At 71.3% G+C, this 24,992-nt stretch carries 22 protein-coding genes; 13 read left to right on the top strand and 9 right to left on the bottom strand.

The genetic code is table 11. From position 1 onward, the window contains the following. The first annotated feature begins 34 nt into the window (after window positions 1-34). Window positions 35-1,411 carry a cytosine permease gene (locus tag ABH935_RS14330; RefSeq protein ID WP_370378357.1) on the top strand — a complete coding sequence of 459 codons (1,377 nt, stop codon included), beginning with the start codon at window positions 35-37 and terminating at the stop codon, window positions 1,409-1,411. Continuing rightward, on the top strand, window positions 1,408-2,538 hold the full coding sequence (locus ABH935_RS14325; protein WP_370378356.1) for a phosphotransferase enzyme family protein: 1,131 nt from the start codon (window positions 1,408-1,410) through the stop codon (window positions 2,536-2,538). The genes ABH935_RS14330 and ABH935_RS14325 overlap by 4 nt, the downstream gene beginning before the upstream one ends. Window positions 2,539-2,550: 12 nt before the next feature. Here ABH935_RS14325 and ABH935_RS14320 read toward each other — a convergent pair whose 3' ends face one another. After that, window positions 2,551-4,062, bottom strand: coding sequence for a DHA2 family efflux MFS transporter permease subunit (locus ABH935_RS14320; protein ID WP_370378355.1), 1,512 nt, complete (start codon window positions 4,060-4,062; stop codon window positions 2,551-2,553). A 273-nt stretch (window positions 4,063-4,335) separates the two neighbouring features. Here ABH935_RS14320 and ABH935_RS14315 point away from each other — a divergent pair, with 273 nt between their 5' ends. Both ABH935_RS14315 and ABH935_RS14310 read left to right on the top strand, forming a co-directional pair. Beyond that, a complete protein-coding gene (locus ABH935_RS14315; RefSeq protein ID WP_370378354.1) occupies window positions 4,336-5,076 on the top strand; it encodes a TetR/AcrR family transcriptional regulator in 741 nt (246 codons plus the stop codon). Window positions 5,077-5,257: 181 nt separating this feature from the next. After that, the gene (locus ABH935_RS14310) at window positions 5,258-6,007 is read left to right on the top strand and encodes a G1 family glutamic endopeptidase (RefSeq protein WP_370378353.1); all 750 of its coding nucleotides are present in this window, start codon (window positions 5,258-5,260) and stop codon (window positions 6,005-6,007) included. 66 nt (window positions 6,008-6,073) lie between these two features. On the opposite strand, the gene ABH935_RS14305 is transcribed toward ABH935_RS14310, so the two are convergent. Further along, window positions 6,074-8,071, bottom strand: a complete 1,998-nt coding sequence (locus tag ABH935_RS14305; RefSeq protein ID WP_370378352.1) for a DUF2510 domain-containing protein — start codon at window positions 8,069-8,071, stop codon at window positions 6,074-6,076. Between the two features lie 216 nt (window positions 8,072-8,287). Between ABH935_RS14305 and gabT the strand changes: the two genes are divergently transcribed. From gabT to ABH935_RS14285, 4 genes are all read left to right on the top strand, one after another. Continuing rightward, a complete protein-coding gene (gene gabT, locus ABH935_RS14300) occupies window positions 8,288-9,619 on the top strand; it encodes a 4-aminobutyrate--2-oxoglutarate transaminase (RefSeq protein ID WP_370378351.1) in 1,332 nt (443 codons plus the stop codon). Window positions 9,620-9,843: 224 nt separating this feature from the next. Beyond that, entirely contained in the window at window positions 9,844-10,362 is a 519-nt protein-coding gene (locus ABH935_RS14295) for a hypothetical protein (protein WP_370378350.1), read from the top strand. After that, entirely contained in the window at window positions 10,359-11,918 is a 1,560-nt protein-coding gene (locus ABH935_RS14290; protein ID WP_370378349.1) for a class F sortase, read from the top strand. Before ABH935_RS14295 ends, ABH935_RS14290 begins: the two co-directional genes overlap by 4 nt. Before the next feature lie 131 nt (window positions 11,919-12,049). Then, entirely contained in the window at window positions 12,050-13,567 is a 1,518-nt protein-coding gene (locus ABH935_RS14285; protein WP_370378348.1) for an MFS transporter, read from the top strand. Between the two features lie 21 nt (window positions 13,568-13,588). Here the strand turns inward: ABH935_RS14285 and ABH935_RS14280 are convergent, their stop codons facing one another. Both ABH935_RS14280 and ABH935_RS14275 read right to left on the bottom strand, forming a co-directional pair. Beyond that, window positions 13,589-14,305 carry an ABC transporter permease gene (locus ABH935_RS14280; RefSeq protein ID WP_370378347.1) on the bottom strand — a complete coding sequence of 239 codons (717 nt, stop codon included), beginning with the start codon at window positions 14,303-14,305 and terminating at the stop codon, window positions 13,589-13,591. Window positions 14,306-14,334: 29 nt separating this feature from the next. Next, window positions 14,335-15,270 carry an ABC transporter ATP-binding protein gene (locus ABH935_RS14275; protein WP_370378346.1) on the bottom strand — a complete coding sequence of 312 codons (936 nt, stop codon included), beginning with the start codon at window positions 15,268-15,270 and terminating at the stop codon, window positions 14,335-14,337. A gap of 128 nt (window positions 15,271-15,398) precedes the next feature. Here ABH935_RS14275 and ABH935_RS14270 point away from each other — a divergent pair, with 128 nt between their 5' ends. Further along, window positions 15,399-16,607 (top strand): sensor histidine kinase, encoded by a 1,209-nt coding sequence (locus ABH935_RS14270; protein WP_370378345.1) that lies wholly within the window; start codon window positions 15,399-15,401, stop codon window positions 16,605-16,607. After that, window positions 16,604-17,269 (top strand): response regulator, encoded by a 666-nt coding sequence (locus ABH935_RS14265; RefSeq protein WP_370378344.1) that lies wholly within the window; start codon window positions 16,604-16,606, stop codon window positions 17,267-17,269. The genes ABH935_RS14270 and ABH935_RS14265 overlap by 4 nt, the downstream gene beginning before the upstream one ends. Window positions 17,270-17,290: 21 nt before the next feature. On the opposite strand, the gene ABH935_RS14260 is transcribed toward ABH935_RS14265, so the two are convergent. After that, window positions 17,291-18,028 (bottom strand): SDR family oxidoreductase, encoded by a 738-nt coding sequence (locus ABH935_RS14260; protein ID WP_370378343.1) that lies wholly within the window; start codon window positions 18,026-18,028, stop codon window positions 17,291-17,293. A gap of 41 nt (window positions 18,029-18,069) precedes the next feature. Here ABH935_RS14260 and ABH935_RS14255 point away from each other — a divergent pair, with 41 nt between their 5' ends. Further along, a complete protein-coding gene (locus tag ABH935_RS14255; protein WP_370378342.1) occupies window positions 18,070-18,837 on the top strand; it encodes a phosphatase PAP2 family protein in 768 nt (255 codons plus the stop codon). Here ABH935_RS14255 and ABH935_RS14250 read toward each other — a convergent pair. From ABH935_RS14250 to rimO, 3 genes are read right to left on the bottom strand one after another with little or no spacing between them, the layout of a single operon-like run. After that, on the bottom strand, window positions 18,818-19,288 hold the full coding sequence (locus ABH935_RS14250; RefSeq protein WP_370378502.1) for a CinA family protein: 471 nt from the start codon (window positions 19,286-19,288) through the stop codon (window positions 18,818-18,820). The two genes, ABH935_RS14255 and ABH935_RS14250, sit on opposite strands and share 20 nt — an antisense overlap. Window positions 19,289-19,299: 11 nt before the next feature. Continuing rightward, window positions 19,300-19,902, bottom strand: coding sequence for a CDP-diacylglycerol--glycerol-3-phosphate 3-phosphatidyltransferase (gene pgsA / locus ABH935_RS14245; RefSeq protein ID WP_370378341.1), 603 nt, complete (start codon window positions 19,900-19,902; stop codon window positions 19,300-19,302). Then, the gene (gene rimO / locus ABH935_RS14240) at window positions 19,899-21,485 is read right to left on the bottom strand and encodes a 30S ribosomal protein S12 methylthiotransferase RimO (protein WP_370378340.1); all 1,587 of its coding nucleotides are present in this window, start codon (window positions 21,483-21,485) and stop codon (window positions 19,899-19,901) included. Before rimO ends, pgsA begins: the two co-directional genes overlap by 4 nt. A gap of 96 nt (window positions 21,486-21,581) precedes the next feature. Here rimO and ABH935_RS14235 point away from each other — a divergent pair, with 96 nt between their 5' ends. Beyond that, the gene (locus tag ABH935_RS14235; RefSeq protein WP_370378339.1) at window positions 21,582-23,054 is read left to right on the top strand and encodes an MFS transporter; all 1,473 of its coding nucleotides are present in this window, start codon (window positions 21,582-21,584) and stop codon (window positions 23,052-23,054) included. Then, a complete protein-coding gene (locus tag ABH935_RS14230) occupies window positions 23,051-23,482 on the top strand; it encodes a MarR family winged helix-turn-helix transcriptional regulator (protein ID WP_370378338.1) in 432 nt (143 codons plus the stop codon). Before ABH935_RS14235 ends, ABH935_RS14230 begins: the two co-directional genes overlap by 4 nt. Window positions 23,483-23,604: 122 nt before the next feature. Here the strand turns inward: ABH935_RS14230 and ABH935_RS14225 are convergent, their stop codons facing one another. After that, window positions 23,605-24,987, bottom strand: coding sequence for a helix-turn-helix domain-containing protein (locus tag ABH935_RS14225; RefSeq protein WP_370378337.1), 1,383 nt, complete (start codon window positions 24,985-24,987; stop codon window positions 23,605-23,607). Window positions 24,988-24,992 lie beyond the last annotated feature (5 nt).

The raw sequence follows: 24,992 nt of genomic DNA, 5'->3' as shown, positions 1-24,992 counted from the left end.
AACGGTGCGCGAGCCCCGTACCATGGAGCACGCCATGACGACCACCACCACGCCGGCCGAGGCCGCTCCCTCCGCCGAGGCGCCGCTCCAGCTCACCACCGAGGCCCCGCGCACCCTCTCGTTCAGCGACCAGTCCGCGTTCTGGGCGAACCTGGGCGTCAGCCTGATCGGGTTCTCCTCGGCCGCGGTCGTGCTGGTCCCCACCGGCTACTCGCCGCTGCCGGTCCCGGCCTCGCTGCTGGCGCTCGCGCTGGGCACCGTGGCCGGCATGGTGATGACCGCGCTGGCCGGCGTGGTCGGCACCCGCACCGGCGCCCCGGCGATGGCGGTGCTGCGCGGCTTGTTCGGCACCAAGCTGTCCTGGCTGCCGAGCCTGGCGAACATCTTCCAGCTGATCGGCTGGGGGGTGTACGAGATCACCGTCATCGTGCAGGGCGTGGACGCCATGACCGGCAAGGTCCCGCGGCCGCTGGTCGTGGTCGCGGCCGGGGCGCTGTGCACGTCGATGGCGATCTGGCCGCTGGCGGTGCTGCGCGTGCTGCGCAAGTACGTGACAGGCGCGGTCGCCGTCGCCATGCTCTACTTCACGGTCCAGCTGCTGCGGAACCCGATCCCGCACCAGAGCGGCACCTCCTGGAGCGGCTTCTTCCCGGCCGTCGACGCCGCGCTCGCGCTGTCGGTGTCCTTCCTGCCGATGGCCGCCGACTACATGCGGCACGCCCGCAGCTCCCGCCAGGCCGGAGGCTCGGCGGTGCTGGGCTACAGCATCACGCAGTTCTGGTGCTACGCGATCGGCATCGTGGCCCTGTTGCAGGCCCCGAACGCCGACGTCTTCCACACCATGCTCGGCGTGACCGCCGGCTGGCTGTTCTTCCTGGTGCTGGTGCTGCGCGAATCGGACCAGTCCTTCGCGAACGTGTACTCCACCGCGATGTCGATCCAGAACCTGCTGCCCCGCGTGGACCGCCGGATCCTGGCCGGCGGGGTCGGCGCCCTGGTGACGGTGATCGCGCTGTTCGTCCACGACCTCGGCGGCTTCGCGAACTTCCTCGGGCTGATCGGCTCGGTCTTCGTGCCGCTGGCCGCCGTGCTCGGCGTCGACTACTTCCTTGGCCGCGGCCGCCAGGGCCGCTGGGACCTGTCGGAGCGCTCCCCGGCGCGGCCCGCGATGCTGGTGCCGTGGGCCCTGGGCTTCGTGGTCTACCAAGTGCTGAACCCGGGCTCGGTGGACTGGTGGGCGCACGGCTGGATGCACGTCCAGGACTGGGTCCACGTCCACCCGGGCTGGTGGGCCTCGGCCTCGCTGTACTCGTTCGCGGTGGCGGCGCTGGTCACCGGCGCGATCGTGGCGCTGGACCAGCGCCGGGCGCCGGGGGTCTCGATCCCGGCGCAAGCTGAGGGCTCTGCGTGAGCGACGACGACTTCGTCTTCGGCATGGGGGCGGAATCGATCGTGCGGCGCGACTGGCCGAGCCTGACCACGGAGGAAGTCGAGGCGGTGCTCGGCGAGGAGATCGCCGAGATCGAGTGGCGCAGCCCGCGTCCGCTGTCGACGACCGCGCGCATCCGCATGTCCGACGGCCGGCGGCTGATCGTGAAGCGGCTGCCGTCGGCCCTGCGCACCCCGGAGGCGCTGGCCGAGGAACACGGCTTCATGGACCATGTCCGCGAGCGCGGCATCCCGGTCCCCGCCGCCTGGACCGCCGGAACCCGCGGCGACTTCGTCTACGAGGCCCAGAAACTCGGCATCGGCGAGGACCTGTATCAGAGCACCTTCTCCTGGTCGCCCTACACCCCGAGCTCCCACGCCGGTCCCGCCGGAGCAATGCTCGCCCGCCTGCACCTCGCCGCTGAAGGCTATGAAGCCCCGTCCCGACCCTGGCGCCCGCTGAAATCGGGTTTCTCGCTCTTCGGCTCGGCGGACCCGATCGCCGCCATCGAGCAGATCGCGGCCCGGCGCCCGCACCTCGGCGCCTTCCTGGCCGCTCGCGACTGGCACTCCGACGTGGAACGCCTGCTGCTCCCCTTCCACCAGCGGCTGGACCAAGACCTCGCCCCGCTGTGGACCCACAACGACTGGCACGGCACGAACCTGCTGTGGTCCGCCACCGGCCGGCAGGCGTCCATCGCCTCGGTCCTCGACTTCGGTCTCTCCGACCGCACCACCGCCGCCTATGACCTCGCGATCGCGATCGAACGCTTCGCCGTGGACTGGGTCGGCCTGCGCGACGGCGGCCCCGCCAACATCGCCGAGCACGAACTCCGGTCCTTCCTGCGCGGCTACACCTCGGTCCGGCCGCTCAGCGCCGCCGAGTCCGCCGCACTCCCGAACCTCTTCCCGCTCTGCCACGCCGAATACGAGCTCTCAGAGATCGACTACTTCCTCTCGGTCGTCCCGGGCGGCAGCGAGAAGAACGCCGAGATCGCCTACCGCGACTGGCTCCTCGGCCACGCGAAATGGGCGCTGTGCCTATTTAAGAGCGGAGCCGAGGAAGGACAGACCTTCCTCGGACTCCTCGGAGGGGACACGCCGGTCTGAAACCGGCCCCTCTCAGTGCCCCTCAGCCTCCTGAGTGTGCTTCGACATCGTGAAGGCGACGGCCCAGGCGACCACCAGGATCGCCGCGCTGATCGCGAACACCAGGGTCGCGGCGGCCGGGACGCTGGTCATCATCGCGCCCGCCTTGTCGAAGAACACCGTGCCCAGCGCGGCGATCCCGAAGGCGCCGGCGAGTTGCTGCATCGCGTTGAGCAGGCCCGAGGCCGAGCCGACCTCGGCGTCGTCCAGGTCGCCCAGCACGGTGCCGAAGATCGGGCCGAAGATCAGGCCCATGCCCATGCCGGAGACCAGCAGCGGGACGATCAGGGTCCAGCTGGTGGTGGTCGCGCCGTAGGTGTGGACCAGCAGCGCGGAGATCACCGTGCCCAGGGACATGACCAGCATGCCGGCCTGGAGCGTGCGGCGCGGGCCGACCTTGGGCATCAGGCCCTGCGAGGCGCCCATGGAGATGATCGTGCCGATCGACCAGGGCAGCATCGTCAGCCCGGCGTGCAGCGCGCTGTAGTGCAGGCCGACCTGCAGGAACAGGGTGTAGACGAAGAACACGCCGCTCATCGCCGCCGCGAAGGAGAACAGCACCGCGATGCCGCTGACGAACGAGCGCTTGCGGAACACGGTCGGCACCACGAACGGGTCGCGGCCGAGGGCGTTGCGGCGGCGCTGGTGCAGCGCCATCACCCCGAAGGTGGGGACGGACGCGGCCATCATGCCGAACATCCACGCCGGCCAGCCCGCCTCGCGGCCCTGGACCAGCGGGTAGACCAGCAGCATGATGCCGACGGTGGCCAGCAGCATGCCGACGATGTCGAGCTTGGGCTTGGCGCCGTCGGCGGCGTGCTCGTCCCTGGGCAGCACCTTGCTGCCGAAGGCCAGCGCGGCGATCCCGACCGGCACGTTGACCAGGAAGATGGCCCGCCAGCTGAGCCCGAACAGGTCGGCGCCGACCAGCCAGCCGCCCAGGATCGGGCCGAGGGTCGCGGCCAGGCCCATCATCGGGCCGAAGATGCCGAAGACGGAGTTCATCTTCTCCGCCGGGACCATGGCCCGCAGCATGCCCAGGCCCTGCGGGATCATCACCGCGGCGAAGGCACCCTGCAGGATGCGCGCGCCGATCAGCTCGCCCGAGCTCTGCGCCACGGAGCACAGGATCGAGCCGACGAGGAAACCGCTGATGCCGACCTGGAACATCCGCTTGCGGCCGAAGACGTCGCCGAGCCGGCCGCCGGTGGTCAGCATCACGGCGAAGGCCAGCGTGTAGCCGGCGACGATCCACTGCAGGGCCGAGGTGGAGGCGCCGAGGTCGGTCCGCAGGACCGGGCTGGCGATGTTCATGATCGTGGTGTCCAGCAGGTCCATGATGTCGGCGCCGATGATCGCGAACAGCGCGAGGATCACGGCCTTGCCGAGCTTGGACTTGGTAGGACTCGGCGCTTCCGATGAGCCAGGAGGCGCGCTGTCGGAGTGGTCGACGGTCTGGTTCGAGGTATCGATTGTGCTGGTCATGGTGGTCCCCCTCCGGGAGAAAAGGTGGTTGAACGTAGTTCGTGACGAGCGAACGCCGTTCGCTGTGCTGCGTCATCACGATATATCTCGTGTGCTGGATGTCAAGCTATATCGCGAACTCCGGATCTCCATCCGATCCGCTCACGAACGCCGTTCGACTTCCTACGAACATCGTTCTACACGCGAACACCGTTCGAGTCAAACGCTGTTCGCGCTTCCGAACACCGTTCGTCAGGCGTACAGTGTTCGGGAGAAGGAAGGGAGCCAGACCTGATGGCGAATCCAGCAGCACCGAACGAGACTCCGGAAGCGCCGGTCCCCCCGTGGGAGCGCACGCGCAAGGTCAAGGCGACCGCGCGCACGCCGCTGAGCCAGGAGGCGATCGTCGAGACGGCGCTGCACATCCTGGAGTCCGACGGCTACGACGCGCTGTCCATGCGCCGCGTCGCCGCCGATCTGGGCACCGGCGCCGCGTCCCTGTACGCGCACGTCGCCAACAAGGACGAGTTGCTGAAGCTGGCCATCGACCGGGTGTTCGCCGAGGCCGAGATCCCCGAGCCGGACCCCGAGAACTGGGTGGAGCAGCTCCGGGACGCGATGCGCCAGACCCGACGGATCCTGCAGGCTCACCCCGGCCTGGCCCGCTCCATGCTCGGCCGGGTCCCGATGGGACCGAGCGGGATCCGCCTCGTCGAGGGCTTCATGGGGCTGCTGCGGGCCGGAAACCTGCCGGACAAGGTGGCAGCGTGGGCCGGGGACGTCATCTCGCTGTACGTGGTCGCGAGCGTCTTCGAGGACGACGTCCGGTACTCCGTCCACGGCGAGACCTCGCAGGAGGACGTCGAGAAGTGGGCCGGGGAGATGAAGGCCTACGTCAAGTCCCTGCCGGTCGCGACGTTCCCGAACTTGGTGGCGCTGGCCGACCCGATGTTCGAGACCGGGGGCCCGGACGGACGGTTCGAGTTCGGGCTCGACCTGATGCTGCGCGGTCTGGCCTCGCACGCTCAGCACTGACTCCCACGCTAAGTACTGACTCTCACGCTCGGTACTGACTCCCACGCTCAGCACAGATCCGGCGCACCGACAGCGAAAGCAGGCGTGGCCTGGCGAATCAGTCTTTTGTGCTTTTCAGGGCAGACATCTTCAAAAGGGTTACCTAGTCTCCATCTCAGTACATAGAGATTGGAGACACAGGATGTCTTCTCCCCGCCGCCGGGCCGCGGCCGCCATAGCGCTCTCCGGAGCGATATCCGCGGCCCTCATCTCCACTCCGGCAGCGTCTACGGGCATCGTGGAGGGCACCGCGCTGTCCGCGCGGCCCGCCACCCCCGATCTGCCCGACAGCACCTCCGCGAACTGGGCCGGCTACGTCGCCACCGGCGGCGGCTACACCTCCGTCAGCGCCTCCTGGACGGAGCCGGGCGTCTCCTGCCGGTCGCAGACCACGTACGCGTCGTTCTGGATCGGCCTGGACGGCGACGGCAGCAACTCGGTCGAGCAGATCGGCACCGAGGCCGACTGCTCCGGCGGCCGAGCCTCCTACTCCGCGTGGTACGAGATGTATCCGAACGGCCCGGTCGACGTCGCGGGCCCGATCTCCCCCGGCGACGCCGTCCACGCCTCGGTCGTCTACAGCGGGTCCGGCCGCTTCACCCTGGTCATCGGCGACCGGACCAAGGGCTGGTCGCACACGTTCACCCCACACCTGGCCAACCCGGCCCTGGCCTCGGCCGAGGTCATCGCCGAGGCCCCGTCCGACGCCTCCGGCGTACTGCCGCTGTCCGACTTCGGGGCGGTGGGGTTCACCGGCGCGAGCGCCAACGGCACCGCGCTGGGCGCGTTCCGCCCGGACCCGATCACCATGGCCAACGGCGGGACCACGAAGGCAGCTCCCAGCCCGATCTCGTCGGGCGGGAACTTCACAGTGACATGGCACGCCGGTTGAGCGGCGGCGGCAGCGGTACCAGCGGCCGCGGCGGCGACCGGTCCGGCCGCCGCCGGCCGCGCAGGTTCAACCGCGCAGGTCGACCAGCACCGGCGGCGTCCGGAAGCCCTCGGCCGTGGCCAGCGACACCAGGGCGTGGCCGGTCGGGATCTCGTTGATGATCTCCGAGGGCGACCAGACGTAGCGCTCCACCGGCCGGGTCGCCACCGAGCGCTGCTGCGTCACCGACGAGCCGCCGGTCAGCGCCAGCAGCCGGCCGGGCCGCCGGGCGTTGCGGCCCATGGACTGCACGCTGCGGCGCCGCTCCGGCGGGCCGGTGATGGTGCCGGAGCGGGTGGTGTTCTCCTGGCCGGTGGTCACCGTGGTCTCGGCGACCCATTGTTTGCCCCAGAAATCGGCGATGTAGGAGGCGTCCTGCGGGTCGATGCCGGCGAAGACCGCCTTGCAGCCGGTGTTGGCGAAGACCGTGGCCCGCAGGTCCTCGGGGAACTCGCGCATGGACTGGGCCAGCAGGATCAGGCCGGCGTTCGCCGCCCGGGCCCGCTGCAGGCCCTGGACCACGTACTCGTCGACGAAGCGGCCGGCGTCGTCGACGATCAGGCCCTTGAAGATGGAGCGGTCGACGTCCGGCGCGGACACGGTCTGCACGAACTGCGAGACCGCCAGCCGCGCCAGGATCCGCGCGGCCTGCGGGTAGGCGCCCTCCGGGAGGGCGATGCGGACCCGCATCGGCTTGTCGATCTGCCGCATCGAGAACTTCTGGTCGCCGCGGCCGTCGAACAGCTCGATCAGCGCCGGCCGGTCCAGCAGCCGCAGCCGCTCCACGAGCAGCCGGGGTCCGCGGCCCTCGGCCAGTTCGCCGATCAGCTCCTTGAGCGTCGGGTAGCGGCTCTCCCGCTCGCGGAACCAGCTCAGCGCGGCGTCCAGGGCATTGTGCGCGGCAGCGTCGGCCTCCGGCTCCACGCCCGGCGGCAGCAGCGCGCCGGCCAGCCGGTCGGCGGCCTCGGCCGGGTTGCGCGCGCCGCCGTAGAGGTCGAAGCCCCAGCGCGAGTCCGGGTCCAGCGGGTCGATGTCGACGTCGAAGAAGCCGGGCAGCGCGTAGTCGCCGTGCGGGTCGATGACCACCGCCGAGGCCATGTTGGTCAGCGTCTGCAGGCCCAGCAGCTCCACGATGGGCCGCGCGAAGCTGCGGGTCTTGCCGCTGCCGGTGGGTCCTATCACCAGCAGCGAGGTGCGCAGGACCTCGGCGTCCAGGGCGAAGGTCTGGCCGGCGTGGGTCGCCGGGTTCTTCGCCGAGGCCGAGGCCACGCCCAGGCGCACCTGCCCGGTCATCAGGTCGTGCTCGCCGAGCCGGGCCGGCAGGTCGCGCTGGCCGGAGGGGTGCAGCCAGGCGTGCGGACCGGCGTCCTCGATCTCGGCGGCCACCGCGGCGAGGCGGTCGCCGTCGCCGCGCGCCTGCCGGATCACGCGGACCACTCGGACGTAGTCGACGTCCGTGAGCTCGCCGTGGTCGGCGGCCGAGTCCAGCCGGCTGGCCGCCGCGACGTGCCCGGCCTGGCGCAGGTCCACCCACATGTCAGGCTTGGCCGGCGGCGGGGCCTTGCGCTTCTTGCCCAGGCCGGGCAGGCCGCTGAGGCGGTCGCCGTACTGGGCCCACAGCACCCGGCCCACCGGCACCCAGCCGCCGGCCCACCCGCAGGCGCCGAGCACGGCGGCGAGGTAGATCAGCCACAGCAGCGCGCCGCTCAGGCCGATCGAGGTGAGGACTATCGACGCCGGCACCGCCAGCACCACGCCGGCCAGCGGCGCGTAGAGCAGGTATCGCAGGGCCCGCTGCCGGGCCTCGCGGCTGACCCGGACGGCGGCGGCCGCCTCGGGGTCGCGGCCGTAGGCGAAGACCCCCGGCACGTCCACCAGCCGCGGGCCGTGGACCCAGGACTGCACGTCGGGCCGGGTGCGCTCGGTCCATTTGGTCCCGGTCCAGTAGCGCACCTGCGGCGCCCCGGAGGGGTCGGCGTACCAGCCGGGCGGCAGCGGGCCGGGGCCCTGGCCTTCAGTCGTCACACGTTCTGTGTATCAGAACTACGACGCGGCGATAGGGAACGGCGCCCGGCTGCTTCCCGGACGCTTCCGGCACGGCTTCAGCGCGGCGTTCCCACTCGCCAATTCGGCTCAACCCCGCCCCCGGACCCGCCACCGCGTCCTGTGCCGGGCCGTCACGGCGCGCTTAGGCTGCGAGAGAACCGCGCGACCAACCGCCACCCAGGAGGCACAGGGACCATGACCGAGCTCAAGCAGGAACGGCGTCTCGTCACCGAGATCCCCGGCCCGAAGTCCCGCGAGCTGTTCGAGCGCCGCAACAAGGTGGTCGCGCGCGGCATCTCCACCACGCTGCCGGTGTTCGTCACCGACGCCGATGGCGCGGTACTCCTGGACGCCGACGGCAACCAGCTGCTGGACTTCGGCTCCGGCATCGCGGTGACCTCGGTCGGGCACGCGGACGCCAACGTCGTGCGGCGGGCCTCCGAGCAGCTGGCGAAGTTCACCCACACCTGCTTCATGGTGACGCCGTACGAGTCCTACATCGCGGTCTGCGAGGCCCTGGCCGAGCTCACCCCCGGCGACTTCGAGAAGCGCTCGGCACTGTTCAACTCCGGCGCGGAGGCGGTGGAGAACGCGGTCAAGATCGCCCGCGCGTACACCAAGCGCCAGGCGGTCGTGGTCTTCGACCACGGCTACCACGGCCGCACCAACCTGACGATGGCGCTGACCGCCAAGGTCGCCCCGTACAAGGACGGCTTCGGCCCCTTCGCCCCCGAGGTCTACCGCGTCCCCATGGCCTACCCCTTCCGCTGGCCCACCGGCCCGGAGAACGCCGCGGCCGAGGCCCTGGAGCAGACCAAGACCCTGATCGAGAAGCAGGTCGGCGCGCACAACGTGGCCGCCGTCCTGATCGAGCCGATCCAGGGCGAGGGCGGCTTCATCGTGCCGCCGGACGGCTTCCTGCCGGGCCTGGCCGACTGGTGCCGGGAGAAGGGCATCGTCTTCATCGCCGACGAGATCCAGTCCGGCTTCTGCCGCACCGGCGACTGGTTCGCGGTGGACCACGAGGGCGTCGTCCCGGACCTGATCACCACCGCCAAGGGCATCGCCGGCGGCCTGCCGCTGGCCGCGGTCACCGGCCGCGCGGAGATCATGGACGCCGCCGGCCCCGGGGGCCTGGGCGGCACCTACGGCGGCAACCCGGTGGCCTGCGAGGGCGCGCTCGGCGCCATCCAGACCATGAAGGAGCAGGACCTCCCGGCCCGGGCCCGCAAGATCGAGGCGCAGATGCTGGGCCGGCTGACCAAGCTGGCCGCCGCCGACCCCCGCATCGGCGAGGTCCGCGGCCGCGGCGCGATGATCGCCGTCGAGCTGGTGAAGCCGGGCACGAAGGAGCCGGACGCCGCGCTGGCCGCCGCGGTCGCCAAGCAGTGCCACACCGAAGGCGTCGTGATCCTGACCTGCGGCACGTTCGGGAACGTGCTGCGCTTCCTGCCCTCGCTGGTGATGAGCGAGGCGCTGCTGGACGAGGGCCTGACGGTGATCGAGGGGGCTTTCGCCGCGGCCTGAGATCGTTGGAGGAACGCGGATCGCAGCGCGGCGTCACCGCGGCCGGTACGGAGTCATCCGTACCGGCCGCTTCCCTTTGCCGCCGAAGCCGCACCTCTCCCACGCACCCCTCCTCCGGACCACTCAGCGCGCGCAACGCAATACGCGGCGTTAGCGTCGCGATGTACCGCTGCTCGGGTGGGTTGTCGGGGTGAAGTGAGCGGGAGAGAGACGGAGGCCGGCTGGTGAGGGTTCTGATGGCGACGGCGAGCGCACTGCTGGTGGCGATGGCTGTAGCGACAGGTACGGGAGCTCCGGCCCTGGCCGAGGACAAACCAGCGAACCCCACAGTCCAACCCAACCCGGCCTCCCCAGGCACCCAGGTCTGGGTCTACGACGCCAACGAGTGCACAGCCCCCAGCGGCACCGCGACCTCCCAAGCCCTCGCGGCCCCCATCGCCCTGGCCCCCCTGGCCAACATGACCGGCGGAGGCGGCACCCTCCGCCAAGGCCTGGCCGCCGGCACCTACACGATCACCCTCCACTGCGGCAGCACCCTGACGGCCACCCTCCACGTGAACACCCACAGCACCACCACGCACACCACGGCCACCCCCACCGGCGCCGCCGCAACCGGCGACGGCTCCGCCGAAGACCACCTAGGCATCGGCGACGCAGCAGTAGGCAGCGCATTCCTCCTCGGCGGCCTGGGCTTCGCCACCGCCTCCTTCATCCGCCGCCGCCGCGCCACCCCACACGGATGAGCGAACCCACGGTGGTCGGCATCCCGATCGGCGGCGCCGTCACCGACCACCAGCACAGGCCCACCCCGACTGCCGCACGAGCCCCGGCCCGCCCGGCACCGCGCGCCGCTGACGCGCCGAGCCACTCACTCGCAGCCGCGCGCGACGCCGGCGATGCACCGGGAGCCGCCGACCTACCGCGCGACAGCAGCCTGGCGCGAAGCCCTGGCTCGCCCGCGGGCACCGAGCTGCCGAGCGATGCTTGGCCGAACGGCTCGCCGCCGACCGAGCAGCACACCGAGTTCGGCAACAACCTGGCGCAAGGCAGCAGCTCGCCCGCAGGCACCGGACTGCCGAAGGATGCTTGGCCGATCAGCTCGCCGGCAACCGAGCAGCACGCCAAGCCCGGCAACAACCTGGCCCGACACACCAGCTCGCCCGCAAGCACCCGCCCGCCAGGCAAAGCTTGGCCGATCAGCTCGCCGGCAACCGAGCAGCACGCCAAGCCCGGCAACAACCTGGCCCGAGACACCAGCTCGCCCACAGGCGCCCGGCTGCCAGACAATGCTTGGCCAAACAGCTCGCCGCCGACCGAGCAGCACGCCGAGCGCGGCAACAGCCTGGCGCGAGGCATCGGCTCGCCCACAGACACCGGGCTGCCGAAGGATGCTTTGCCTAAAGGCTCGCCGGCAACCGAGAAGCCCGCTGGGTCTGGCGGCGACCTGGGAGGCACCGAGTCTCGCGCTAGCACCGGGCCGTCGGGCCCTGCCACTTCGTCAGCGGAGAAGCTCCCCGCATCGGGCCCGATCTTCCATCCGATCGGCGAGGCCGGCCGGACCTTGGTTCCGAGCGCTGCTGCCGGTTCCCAGGTCGAGGTCGGCATCCAAGGCAGAGCGCGGGGATCTGCCGAGGCGCCGTCGCGGCCCGGCGATGTGGCGCGCGAGGTGCGGCATCCGGGGCGGGCGCTGGCTTTCGCGTCGGTGGTGGCCGTGGTCATCGGGTCCGGCTTCCTCATTCGTGCGCTGACTCTTGCCGATCCTGTGCCGCCGCCGCTGCCTCCGGCGTGGGCCGGGCGCGCCGTGGGCGCCGTGGGGCATCGGGCCGCGCCGCTGGGGTACGCGCGGCCGACGCGGGTCACGGTGGGGCGCGTCGGGATTCATGCCGATGTGCTCGCGGTGGGATTGGCGCAGGACGGTGAGGTGGGGGTGCCGCCGGTTCGGGAGCCGTTGAAGGCCGCTTGGTACGACCGCGGGCCGGCGCCGGGGCAGGCAGGGCCCGCGGTGATCACCGGCCATGTCGATTCGCGGTTCGCGCCGGGCAATCGCGCCGCCTTCTACGAGCTGGGTGCGGTACGTCCCGGCGACGAGGTCGAGGTGGCGCGTGCTGATCGGCGCGTGGCGGTGTTCCGGGTGGACTCGGTCGCGCTCGTGCCGAAGACCGGGTTTCCGACCCGCGAGGTCTACGGTTCCACCGGCTATGCGGCGCTGCGCCTGATCACCTGCGGTGGCCACTACAACCGGCGGACCGGCTACGCGGACAACGTCATCGTCTTCGCGCACCTCGTCGGGTCGCGCTGAGCAGAGGCGGCAGCGCGTCGCGCGCCCGGGCGCGTCGCCCCGCTACGGCTCGACATGTGGCTCGACATGCGGCACCGACGGCCCCGGCATAGCGTCGATTCCATCGATCTGTCGCCCAGGAAGGGACCGACATGGCATCGCCGTCGGAGAGTGCGACGACTCCGTCCAAGACAGCGGAGCAGGCCGTCGAGGAAGCCGAGTACGGCCCGCGCGTGGCCCACGAGTGGATGATCCTCGGCGTGGTGAGCCTCGCGCAGCTGATGGTGGTGCTGGACGCGACCGTGGTGACCATCGCGCTGCCGTCCGCGCAGCGCGACCTGGGGTTCACCAACGCCTCGCGGCAGTGGATCGTCACGGCTTACGCGCTCGCGTTCGGCTCGCTGCTGTTGGTCGGCGGGCGGTTCGCGGACCTGTTCGGGCGGCGGACCGCGCTGATCGGCGGGCTGGTCGGGTTCGGGGTGGCCTCGGCGCTGGCCGGGATCGCGCCCAACGTGGGCATCCTCATCGGGGGCCGGGCGCTGCAAGGCTTGTTCGGCGCGCTGCTCGCGCCGGCCGCGCTGAGTGCGCTGACCACCACCTTCACCCGGCCGGCGGAGCGGAACCGGGCCTTCGCCGTGTACGGAGCGGTCGCCGGCGCCGGCGGTGCCATCGGGCTGCTGCTCGGCGGGCTGCTCACCGAGTACCTGAACTGGCGCTGGACGCTGTTCATCAACCTGGTCATCGCCGGTGTCGCACTGCTCGGGGCGCTGGCGTACGTGCCCAACCACCGGCCCGCGGGCCGTCCGTCGCTGGACCTGCCCGGCACCGCCTACGCCTGTTCCGGGTTGTTCCTGTTGGTCTTCGGCTTCTCCCGGGCCGAGGCGAAGGGCTGGAGCTCGCCGCAGTCCTGGGTCAGCCTGATCGTCGGCTGCGTCCTGCTCGTGCTCTTCGCGTGGTGGCAACGCCGCGCGACCCATCCGCTGCTGCCGCTGCGGGTCGTGGGCGAACGCAACCGCGGCTCCTCGTACCTCGGCATGTTCATCACCGGTGCCGGGATCTTCGGGGTCTTCCTGTTCCTGACGTACTACATGCAGCAGATCCTCGGCTATTCGCCGGTCAAGACCGGTCTGGCCTTCCTGCCGATGGTCGCCGCGCTCATGGTGTCCGCGCAGATCGCCACGATCACGCTGCTGCCGAGGATCGGCCCGCGACCGGTGGTGCCGCTGGGCATGCTGTTCGGCGGGGTGGGCATGCTGTGGCTGACCCGGCTGGATCTGACCAGCAGCTACGCCCCGCACATCCTGCCCCCGCTGCTGATCCTTGGCTTCGGCATGGGCCTGATCTTCGCCCCGGCGATGGCGATGGCCACCTACGGTGTGAGCGCCGACGACGCCGGCGTCGCCTCGGCCATGGTCAACACCTGCCAGCAGGTCGGCGGCTCCATCGGCGTGGCGCTGCTGTCCACCCTGGCGGCGAGCGCGGCGACGAACTACGCCAAGGGCAAAGCGGCCTCGGCGCAGGTAACCGCGCAGGCCAACCTGCACAGCTACGCCACCGCCTACCGCTGGTCCGCCGCGTTCTTCTTCGTCGGCATGGTCGTGTGCTTCTTCCTCTACCGATGGGGCGCGCCGAAGGGCGATCCAGAGCTGCAGAGCAGCGTGCCGATGTAGGAGCATCTCAGGACCCTCAATTCAATTCGTGTCGCGTCGGGTGACGACCAGCAGGGGCACGGCGACCGAGACCGCCAGGTACAGCAAGCACACGCCCCACGCCGCCCCCGCGCCGAGCACGTAGTCCGCCGCCGACCGCGGCGTCGTGCGCGCGGGCGTCGCCATCGCCTCGCCGACCTTGGTGAACGTCAACCGCACCGCCTCGGCCCGGACCCCGTCCGGCAGCAACGCGGGAATCACCCCCATCCCCACGAAGACGATCCCGACGAACGTCGCCACGGCAGCGGTCGTCCGCTGCAACACCACCCCGACGCAGAACCCGAACATGCCCACGAAGGCCATGTAGAACCCGCATCCGAGCACCGAGAACGCCATGTCGTGAGCGGCCAGCGAGAAGTGCGCACCGCGCCGCCCGCACAGAATCTGCGCGGTGAAGAACGCGGCGAATGACAGCGTTTCCCCCGCGACCACCAACACCGCGAACAACAGCCCGGCCTTCGCCGCGATCACCACGCGCCGCCGGGGCACCGTCGCGAACGTCGTCCGGATCAGCCCGGTGGTGTACTCCGACGACACCACCAGCACCCCGAGCACACCGAACGCCAGCTGCCCGAACACCGCCCCCTGCAACGCGTTCGTCGGCTCCACGTCCCCGGGCTCGGCGACCATCGCGTACGTGGACGCCAGCCCGATCGTCCCGGCCGCCGCCACGTAGAGCGCGCACCATGTGGACCGCACGCTCCACAGCTTGATCCACTCCGACCTGATCACGCCTCTGCCCCCCGATGCCCCCGATGCCCCTGACGCCCCCGATACTCGACCGCCGCGTCGGTCAGCTGCAGATACGCGTCCTCCAACGACGTCGCATGCCGCGCCACCTCCAGCACCAGCACCCCGGCCCCGTGCGCCAGCCGCGCCACCGCGTCGCCGTCCAGCCCGACCACCCGCAGCGTGTCCGGGCCCTCCGGCGTCACCCGGGCCCCCGCCGACACCAGCACCGTGATCAGCCGGCCGGGCTCATCCGTCCGCACGCTCAGGAACCCGCCGCCGTACCGCTCGATCAGCTCGCGGGCCGGGAGATCGGCGATCAGCCGCCCCCGCCCGATCACCACCAGGTGGTCGGCCGTGTTCTCCATCTCGCTCATCAGGTGGCTGGAGACGAACACCGTCCGACCCTCGGCCGCCAGCGCCTTCATCAGGTCCCTGATCCAGCGGATCCCTTCCGGATCAAGGCCGTTGACCGGCTCGTCGAACATCAGGATCCCGGGATCGCCGAGCAGGGCGGTCGCGATCCCGAGCCGCTGCCGCATGCCCAGGCTGAACCCGCCGACCCGATGCCCGGCCACGTCGGTCAGCCCGACCCGCGCCAGCACCTCCTCCACCCGCCGCCCCGGCAGCTTCCCGGCCGCGGCCACCGCCCGCAGATGCTGCCGCGCGCTGCGCCCGGGGTGCACTCCCCCGGCGTCCAGCAGCATGCCCACGTGGGTCAGCGGCCGCTCCAGCGCGGCGTACGGCCGGCCGTCGACCCGGATCCGGCCGGCGGTCGGCAGGTCCAGGCCGAGGACGGCGCGCATGGTGGTGGACTTCCCGGCGCCGTTCGGCCCCAGGAATCCGGTCACGTGCCCGGGACGCACGCTGAACGTCAGATCGCGTACCGCGTATCTGTCGCCGTAGCGTTTGCTCAGGCCTTCGATGTCGATCATGTCTCAATGGTCCGCATTGCCCGGAGCGCGCGCATCGGTGCAGAGGCTGATCTTTCGGTCTCCTCCCCGGGTATGGTTTTCGACCCGCGACGTTGATCGCCATCCGTCCGCAGGCTTACGGTCGGCGCATGGCCGACCTCGCGGCACACTCGCCGCCGACCCGGAAGCCCGAGCCCGCCTCGTTCTCCCGGCGGATGCGCCCCTGGCACTGGGTGGTGCTGGACGCTCTGGTGGCCCTGATGCTCCTGCTGCCGTTCGGATCGAGCCGATCGCGTGCGCCGGCACATCAGAACCCGTGGCTGTCGCTACTCGTCCTCGGCGTCACCCTGGCCTTCCTGGCCCGCCGCCGCTTCCCGATGACCGTCTGCCTGCTCCTCACGGCTGCGACCGTCACCCTGGCCACCGCCGGGGCACCTTACGACTCCTACGGTCCGTTCGCGATGATGTTCGCGCTCTACAGCGTCGCGACGACCCGCTCCGGCCGCATCACCGCACTCGCCTCCGCCGCGGTCCTGGCGGCGGCCCTGGCGATCCTGACCAGCCTGCACTACCCGCCCTCGGTGACAACGCTCAGCGGAGTCGCCATCGGCGTGGCACCGTCGCTGACCGGCTACGTCGTACGCCAACAGCGGCAGTACCGCACAGCGATGGCCGCCGTACGCGCCCGCAAGATCGAGGCCGAAGTCACCTCCAGGATGGCCGACGAACGGCTGCGCATCGCCCGCGAACTGCACGACGTGGTGGCGCACGCGCTCAGCTTGATCACCGTCCAGGCCGGAGTCGCCGTGTTCCGCCGGCACGAAGCTGACCAGATGCGCGCCACGCTCACCGCGATCGAAGAGACCGGTCGCAGCGCGATGATCGACATGCGCCGACTGCTCGGCGTTCTCCGCGATTCCCCGACTTCGATGCCTGACGCCGACGTACTCCCCACGCCCGACCGAGCACCAGTCCCAGACCTGCTGGACCTCGGCACCCTCATCTCCCAGGCGGCTCAAGCGGGCCTGCGCATCAGCCTCCGGGAGGAGGGCGAGCGCCGAGTCATCCCCGCGGCCGTCGGCCTCGCGGTGTACCGCATCGTCCAGGAGTCCCTGACCAATATCCTGCGACACGCCCGAACCACCTCCGGCTCGGTCCTGCTCAGCTTCGCTCCGAACCAGGTCGCGGTCACCATCGCCAATCCCCCGCCGCCGGACGGCCTGCCACCGGCCCCGACCGGAACGCCGGGACACGGCCTGCGCGGCATGGCAGAACGCACCGAGCTGTTCGGCGGCACCTTCTCCGCAGGGCCCACGACCGACGGCGGATTCACAGTCGCCGCGAGGTTTCCCGCATGAGCCGCATCCTCATCGCCGACGACCAGGCGCTGCTGCGCGCCTCGCTCCGAGCCCTGGTCAACGGCTACGACGGCTGCGAAGTGGTCGGCGAGGCGGAGAACGGCGCGCAGGCCGTTCGCCTGGCCGCGGATCTCAGCCCCGACCTGGTGCTGATGGACGTCCGGATGCCCGTCCTGGACGGCATCGAGGCCACCCGCCGGATCACCGCGGCCGACTCCGGCGTCAGGGTCCTGATCCTGACCACCTTCGACCTCGACGAGTACGTCTACGAAGGCCTGCTCGCCGGAGCCAGCGGCTTCCTGCTCAAGGACTCGCCGCCGGCCGACCTGGTCAAGGCGATCGAGGTGATCCGCGGCGGCGAAGCCCTGCTCACTCCGGCCGCGACCCGCAGACTGATCACCGAATTCGTCCGGGGCCGCAAGGTAAAAGGCCACCTCGCACCGACACCGGACGAGACCCTCGACACCCTGACCACCCGCGAACGCGAAGTGCTGACCCTTGTCGCGCGCGGCCTGTCGAACACCGAGATCGGCACCGAACTCTTCGTCTCGATGTCGACGGTCAAAACGCACATGTCAGCATTGCTGGCCAAGCTCGGTGCCCGCGACCGGGCCCAGCTGGTGATCCGTGCCTACGAAAGCGGCGTCGTGCGAGCGGGATGAGACCCCGCCCGCGCACACGCCTCAGTTGCCCCCAGCCACCCGCAACACCGCACCAGTGGTGAAACTCGCGTCATCGCTCAGCAGCCACGCGATGGCCGCCGCGATCTCCTCCGGCTCGCCGGGCCGACCGAGCGGAAGCATCGCGCCGCGCTTCTCGGCGCGATCCGCGTCTCCCATGTCGGCATGGATACGGGTACGCGTGACCCCGGCCTGCACCGAGTTCACCCGGATCCCCTCGCCTCCCAGCTCCTGCGCCAGGCCCACGGTGATCGAGTCGACCGCGGCCTTGGCGCCGGCGTAGTGCACGTACTCGCCCGGCGAACCCCGGGTGGCCGCACCGGAGGAGACGTTCACGATCGCACCACCCCCGCGCTTCGCCATCTCCTTGGCCGCGCGACGGCAGCACAGCAGATAGCCGATCACGTTCACATCGACGACCCGGCGGATATCCGCGACGTCGGCGTCCACGAGCCGGGTCAGCGGACCGGTCACGCCGGCGTTGTTGACCAGGCCGGTCAACCCTCCGAGCTCGCCGATCGCGGTGTCGAAGAGGCGCTCCACGTCCGCCTCGTCGGTGGTGTCCATCTTGACCGGCACGCAGCGGCGCCCGAGGTCTCGGACCTCCGCGGCGGTCACCTCGGCGGCGGCGTCGTCGCTGAGGTAGCTGAAGGCGATGTCGTGGCCGTCCCGGGCCAGGCGCAGGGCGGTGGCGCGGCCAATTCCCCGGCCGCCGCCCGTGATGATGGTGACGCGTTCCATACCGGCACGCTAGCCGTTCGCGTATGCGAGAGTTGGTCTTGATGACTGACGCGCAGATCGCCGACACCGGCCTCGGGGCTGGATCCGGTCCCGCAGCGGAGCCCGACAGGCCACCAAACAGCCGCCGGCACGCACTACGACAGCCGGAAGCCCTCATCCCGCTGATCCTGGTCGGCGTCTTCCTCGTGATGTGGGTCCTGGTGCTGGCCCGTCCGACGTTCCTGACCTCGTTCGACCTCTGGGCCCGGAACCACATCCAGAACGTGTCGCACGCGACGCAGGGGAAGAACCGCTGGCCGGTCTTCAAGAAGATCGCCGACCTCGGCGGCGGCGTCGCCGTCCAGGGCGTGCCGTTCCAGATCCAGGTGCCGATGGTCGCGATGGCCTTCGTCGGCCTCGGCGCCGCACTGCTCCGCCGTAGCTGGCGACCGGTCCTGGCGATGGCGGCGGGCTACGCGGCGCTGCTCGTGGTGCTGTTCCTGAAGGCCGTCGGCGACCGCCCCGGCCCCAGCATGGCCGGCCAGGCGATGTCAGGCGGCCTCGGCTACTTCCCGTCCGGGCACACCGGCAACACGATGCTGGGCTATGGCACCGCGGCCCTGATCCTGGCGTTCGTGCTCACCGGCCACCGGATGCGGATCGCGATCACCGTGGCGATGACGCTGTGGGCGCTGACCGTGGGCTTCTCGCTGGTGTGGATGGACTTCCACTGGGTGTCGGACGTGCTGGGTTCCTACGCGCTGTGCGGCGCCATGCTGTTCGGGGTGGCGCGGGTGCTCGGGTTCCGGATCAGCGCTGATCGCGCTTGAGCGCCCGCGACAGCGCCCGGAGAACAGTCTGCGCGCGGATGGCCTCACGGTCGCCTTCGAGGTGCAGTTCCTCGGCGGTCGGCCGGCCGGAAGCGCAATAGCCGACATAGACCAGCCCCACCGGCTTGCCGTCCTGCTCGGTCGGACCGGCCACACCGGTCGTCGACAGGCCGATGGAGGCCCCGAACAACCGCCGCACGCCCTCAGCCATCTGGCGCGCCACTTCAGCGTCCACCGCGCCCTGGCGCGCCAGCAGATCAGCGTCGACACCGAGCACCGAGGCCTTGATCTCGGTGGCGTACGCGGTCACCGAACCGCGGAAGACCGCCGAAGCACCGGGAACCGAGGTGATCGCCGCGGCCAGCAGCCCGCCGGTGAGCGATTCCGCGACCGCGACCGTGAAGCCCAGAGCGGTCCCGTCCTGGACCAGCTCGGTCGCGAGCCGGCCGATCTGCTCGGTCCCTACCGCTTCGTCCCGCTCCACCGCAGTCTCACCGCTCGCATCACGTAGTCCACCCCGGTCGCGACCGTCAGCACCAGCGCGGCGGCCATCGTCACCACGCTCACCCAGTGCCACCACGTGGCCGAGGTCGGAATCAGATAGAAGAGAATCGCAAAGCCCTGCAGGAAAGTCTTGAGCTTCCCGCCCTGGCTGGCCGCGATCACGCCGTACTTCAGCACCCAGAACCGCAGCAGCGTGATGCCCAGCTCGCGGGCGAGTATCACGATCGTGATCCACCAGTTCAGCTCGCCGAGCGCGCTGAGGATCACCAGCGCGGTGCCCATCAGGGCCTTGTCGGCGATGGGGTCGGCGATCTTGCCGAAGTCGGTGACCAGGTTGCGGGCCCGGGCGACCTTGCCGTCCAGGGTGTCGGTGATGTTCGCGACCACGAACACCGCGCACGCCATGGCCCGCCACGCCGCCGAGCGGCCGTGGTCGTGGGCGAGCAGGAAGCCGAAGAACGGCACCAGCAGCAGCCGCACCATCGTGAGGATGTTGGCCATGTTCCACAGACCCGCCGGGGACGCCTCCAGCGTCAGCGGGTCCGGGGCGGCGGCTTTCACCCGACCAAGCTTAGGGGAGTGATCGCCACGGCGTGCAGATCCACCCCCTCACTTCCCACCACCTTCGCGGGCACGATCGCGCCGGGCACGAGCTCCACCGCCGGCGTCCCCGGCTCCAGCGCCGGGACCAGCATGACCGAGCCGTCGACCTCCGGGCCCTGGAACGCCGCGCGGCCCTCGGCCACGCCGTCGTGCGCCACGGATTCCACCAGCACGTCGATCCGCTCGCCGACCCGGTCCTCGGCGCGCTGCGCGGTCAGCTCCTCGGCCAGGCTCGTCAGGTGCGCCACGCGCTCGGCGATCTCGTCCTCGTCGAGCTTGTCGTCGTAGCCGGCGGCCTCGGTGCCGTCCTCGTCGGAGTACCCGAACACGCCGATCGCGTCCAGGCGCGCCTGCGACAGGAACGTCTCCAACTCCTCGAAGTCCGCGGCCGTCTCGCCCGGGAAGCCGACGATGAAGTTGGAGCGGACGCCGGCGTGCGGGACCCGGGTCCGGATGGTCTCCAGCAGCTCCAGGAACGACTCGGTGCCGCCGAAGCGGCGCATCCGGCGCAGCAGGCCGGGAGCCGAGTGCTGGAAGGAGAGGTCGAAGTAGGGCACGACGCCCTCGGTCGAGGACATCACGTCGATCAGCGTCGGACGCATCTCGGCCGGCTGCAGGTAGCTGACCCGCAGCCAGTCCACGCCGTCGATCGCGGCCAGCTCCGGCAGCAGCGTCTCAAGGAGCTTGAGGTCGCCGAGGTCCTTGCCGTAGGAGGTGGAGTTCTCCGAGACCAGGACCAGCTCGCGCACGCCCTGCCCGGCCAGCCAGCGGGCCTCGTCGAGGATGTCGTGCGGGCGGCGGGACAGGTAGGAGCCGCGGAAGGCCGGGATCGCGCAGAACGAGCAGCGGCGGTCGCAACCGGAGGCCAGCTTGAGCGGGGCGGAGGGGCCGTCGTCGAGGCGGCGGCGCACGACGCGGCGGGTCGGCGGGGCGACCGGGGACAGGGTCGGGTCGTCGGGGCGCTCGGCGGCTGGGGAATCGGCGGTTCCAGACGCCGCAGCAGCGTCAACGATGTCAGCGGCGTCGGTGGCGTCGCCGTGACCCGGCACCGCCACGCCGCCCTTGGCCGACTGCCGGTCCACCGGCGACAGCGGCAGCAGCGTGCGCCGGTCGCGCGGGACGTGCGAGATCGGGCGCTCGCCGTGCAGGATCGCGGTCAGCCGCGAGCTGATGTCCTGGTAGTCGTCGAAGCCCAGGACCGCGTCGGCCTCCGGGAGCGCCTCGGCGAGCTGCTGGCCGTAGCGCTCGGCCAGACAGCCGACGGCTACTACGGCCTTGGGGCCGGCGCCTTCGTCCTTGGCATCGGCGGCCGCGATCAGCGTGTCGATCGAGTCCTTCTTCGCGGCCTCGACGAACCCGCAGGTGTTGACCACCGCGATGTCCGCGCCGTTGGGGTCCTCGACCAGGTCCCAGCCGTCGGCGGCGAGGCGGCCGGCCAGCTCCTCGGAGTCCACGTCGTTGCGGGCGCAGCCCAGCGTGACCAGCGCCACCGTGCGGCGCGGGGACGTGGGCGGAGTGGCTGGGGACAGGGTGCCGGACATGGCCACCAGGCTACAGCGCGCGGAATAGTTGGCCAGACACAACAGTTGTGTGCTAACAATGGTTACTGAAACACAACCTTTTCTTCGGGAGGCACCGTGCCCGAGATCGCGCAGCGCCGTCGCTACCTGATCCTCGTCATTTGCTGCATGAGCCTGTTCATCGTCGGGATCGACAACACCGCCGTGAACGTGGCCCTGCCGTCCATCCAGCGCGATCTGAAGGCCCCGGTCTCGGGGCTCCAGTGGACCATCGACGCCTACACCCTGACCCTGGCCTCCCTGCTGATCCTGGCCGGCTCGCTCGGCGACCGGCTCGGCCGGCGCCGCGTGTTCATGACCGGGACCTCGTTGTTCGTCGTCGGCTCAGCGCTCTGTGCGGTGGCGCCGAACCTCGGGGCGCTGGTCGGCTCGCGCGCCGTCCAGGGCGTCGGCGGCGCCATGATGAACCCGGTCGCCATGTCGATCATCACCAACGTGTTCACCGACGCCAAGGACCGGGCCAAGGCGATAGGTGTCTGGTCGGCGGCGTTCGGGGTGAGCATGGCGGCCGGACCGGTGGTCGGCGGCCTGCTGCTGAGCGCGACGAGCTGGCGGTCCATCTTCTGGGTGAACGTTCCGGTCGGGATCGCGGCCGTGGTGCTGACCGGGGTCTTCGTCCCGGAGTCCAAGGCCCCGACCGCACGCCGCTTCGACCCGGTCGGGCAGGTGCTCGGGATCACGTTCCTGGCCGGCATCACCTACGCGATCATCGAGGCGCCCCGCGTGGGGTGGATGTCGGGACGCACTGTCGCGGTGTTCGTCGTGGCGATCGCGGCGGCGGCCGGGTTCGTCGCCTACGAGCTGCGCCGCGCGCAGCCGCTGATCGACCCGCGGTTCTTCCGGAGCCTGCCGTTCTCCGGCGCCACGCTGATGGCGGTCTCGGGGTTCCTGGCGCTGTCCGGATTCCTGTTCATGAACACCCTGTATCTGCAGAACGCGCTCGGCTACAGCGCGCTGAAGGCCGGGCTGCTGACGCTGCCGATCGCCGTGGCCAGCGTCATCGTCGGCCCGCGCTCGGGACGGTGGGTCGCCAACCACGGGCCGCGGGTGCCACTGATCGCCGCCGGCGTGCTGCTGGCGCTCGCCGCCCTGCTGCTGACCGGGCTGAGCGCCACGACGCCGGTCGCACTGCTGCTGGTCGCCTACGCGATCCTGGGCCTGGGCTTCGGCACCCTGAACCCGCCGATCACCAACACCGCGGTGTCCGGCATGCCGCGGGCGCAGGCCGGGGTCGCGGCGGCGGTGGCGTCCACCAGCCGGCAGGTCGGGCAGACCCTCGGCGTGGCCATCATCGGCTCGGTGGTGGTGGCGCGGGCGACCGGCCCGGCCCGCACGGGCCTGCCGGCGGCCAGCCACGCGGGGTGGTGGATCCTCGTCGGCTGCGGCCTTGCAGTGTTCGTACTAGGTATGCTCACGACCGGGAAGCGCGCGGCGGCGACAGCCGCGCGGACCGCGGCGCGGCTCACGGAGCCGAGCGAGCGCACCACCACCGAGCCGACGACCGAACCCGGGATTGCCGCACTGCGATGAGCGACCACCCCAGCCACGACGCCTACCGTGCGCACGCCGCGATGCAGAAGCTGGTCCTGCACCAGCGCGACATCCGGCGCTCCGTGGAGGACGCGACCGGAGTGAGCTTCGGCCGCGCCCGCGCCCTGCGCCGGCTGGTGCGCGGACCGCTGCGGATGAGCGAACTGGCGGCCCGTCTGGGCTGGGACAAGCCCTACACCACGAACGTGGTCGACGACCTCGAAGAGCGCGGCCTGGTCACGCGCAGCGTGGCCCCGGACGATCGCCGCGCGAAGATGGTCGAGCTGACCGCCGAGGGGCACGCCGCCGCGGTGACCGCGATCCGGATTCTGGCCGAGCCGGCTCCGGGTCTTTCGCGGCTCAGCGATGAGGAGCTGGCTGTGGTGGCGGAGCTGCTGGAGAAGGCTTCGGCCGAGAGCGAGTGCTGAGGTTCATGCGCTCGCTCCGGCTCTGGCTCTAGCTCAGAAAACAAGAAACAAGGCACGGCTGAGGGCGGCGACCGTGATGGTCGCCGCCCTCAGATCTGTTCGCCCGCCGCTCGTCCCGCGCTTCAGCCGGCGACCGCGCCGGTCGGGTTCAGCGTCACGTGCACGACCTGGCCGCTGCCGCCGGCCGCGCCGAGGTCCTTGCCGTTGAGGGTCATGTGGACGGCCGCGGCGTTGCCGAGGGTCACCCCGAGCTGCTTGGGGTCCTGGAAGTTCTGCGTGCTGCCGGCCGGCAGGAGGTTGTCGAACAGGACCTTGCCGTCCGGGCCGGTGACGTTCAGCCAGCTGTCGGAGCCGACCGCGGCGATCCGGACCGCCACGCCCTTGGGCGGCGCCGGCGGCACGGCCGGGGGCGGCGGCTTGATCGCGGCGGCCTTCGGCGCGGGCACCGGGACCGCGGCCGCGGTGGTCTTGCCGTCGCCGCCGTCGCCGATCAGCTGCACGCCGGCGAAGACCACGAGGCCGAGCAGGGCGACCAGCATCGCGGCGGTCCAGTTGGCCGACTTGGGGTGACGCTCGATCTTGCCGGGGTCGTCCTTGCGGGGCGGCTGCGGCGGACGGACGGAGCCGGAGCCCTTGCCGGCGGCGAGTGCCGGCTTGCCGGTGATCGGGCCGTTGCCGCTGCCGCTGCTCTTGCCCCGGCTCGCGGCGACGAGCGTCGCGCCCTCGGCGGCGGGACGGATGACCCGGCTGGGGGCTCGTCCGGCGAAGCGCGCGGCGTTGTCGCGGGCGGCGCTGGTCGGAACGGCGTTGGTCGGAACCGCGTTGGTCGGAACCGCGTTGGAGGACGGGGCGCTCGACCTCTTGCCCGGCTCGGGGCTGTTCTGACCGGCCGCCGCCGAAGCGGGACCCGCGGCAGCTTCAGCGCGCGGCGTCACCCGCGACCGCCCCCGCACCGGCAGGTCGCTCGGCACGAACGGCGGGTGCTCCGCGAGCAGCGGCTCCGGGTCGATGCCGACAACCCTGGCGATGGCGCGCACGTGGCCGCGAGCGTAGACGTCGCCGCCGCAGTGCACGAACTCGCCGGCCTCGATCTCCCGCAGCATGCCCGGCCGAATGCGGGTGGCCGCGACGACGTCCTCGATCGACAGCCCGGCGTGCTGGCGCGCGAGCGACAGGCGGCGTCCGACGATCTGGGAGTCGGTGAGGTCGACCGGCTCCGCCGGCACCGATCCCGGCACCGATCCCGGCTCCGAAGCCGCGGCCGGCACAGCGGGAGCGACGTGCGCCGACACCGCCGCGTCCGCACCAGCCCCGGCAGCCGTCACGACCTCGGTAGCGGTGCCGGCGCGCGCCGCAGTCCGCGCGCCGACACCGCCCCCGACGCCCCCGGCGACGCCGCCGCCGGCCACCTCGTCCCCGACGAAGCGCTCACCGCGCAGCGAGTCCGCCTCGTCGAGCCCGACGCCCACGCCGTCCCGCTCGTCCTCAGCCCGCTGACCGCCCATGCGAC

This window comes from Catenulispora sp. GAS73, assembly GCF_041262085.1.
Lineage (GTDB): Bacteria > Actinomycetota > Actinomycetes > Streptomycetales > Catenulisporaceae > Catenulispora.
The sequence above is the reverse complement of the archived record's forward strand: the minus strand, read 5'-3'. Positions and strand labels throughout refer to the sequence as shown.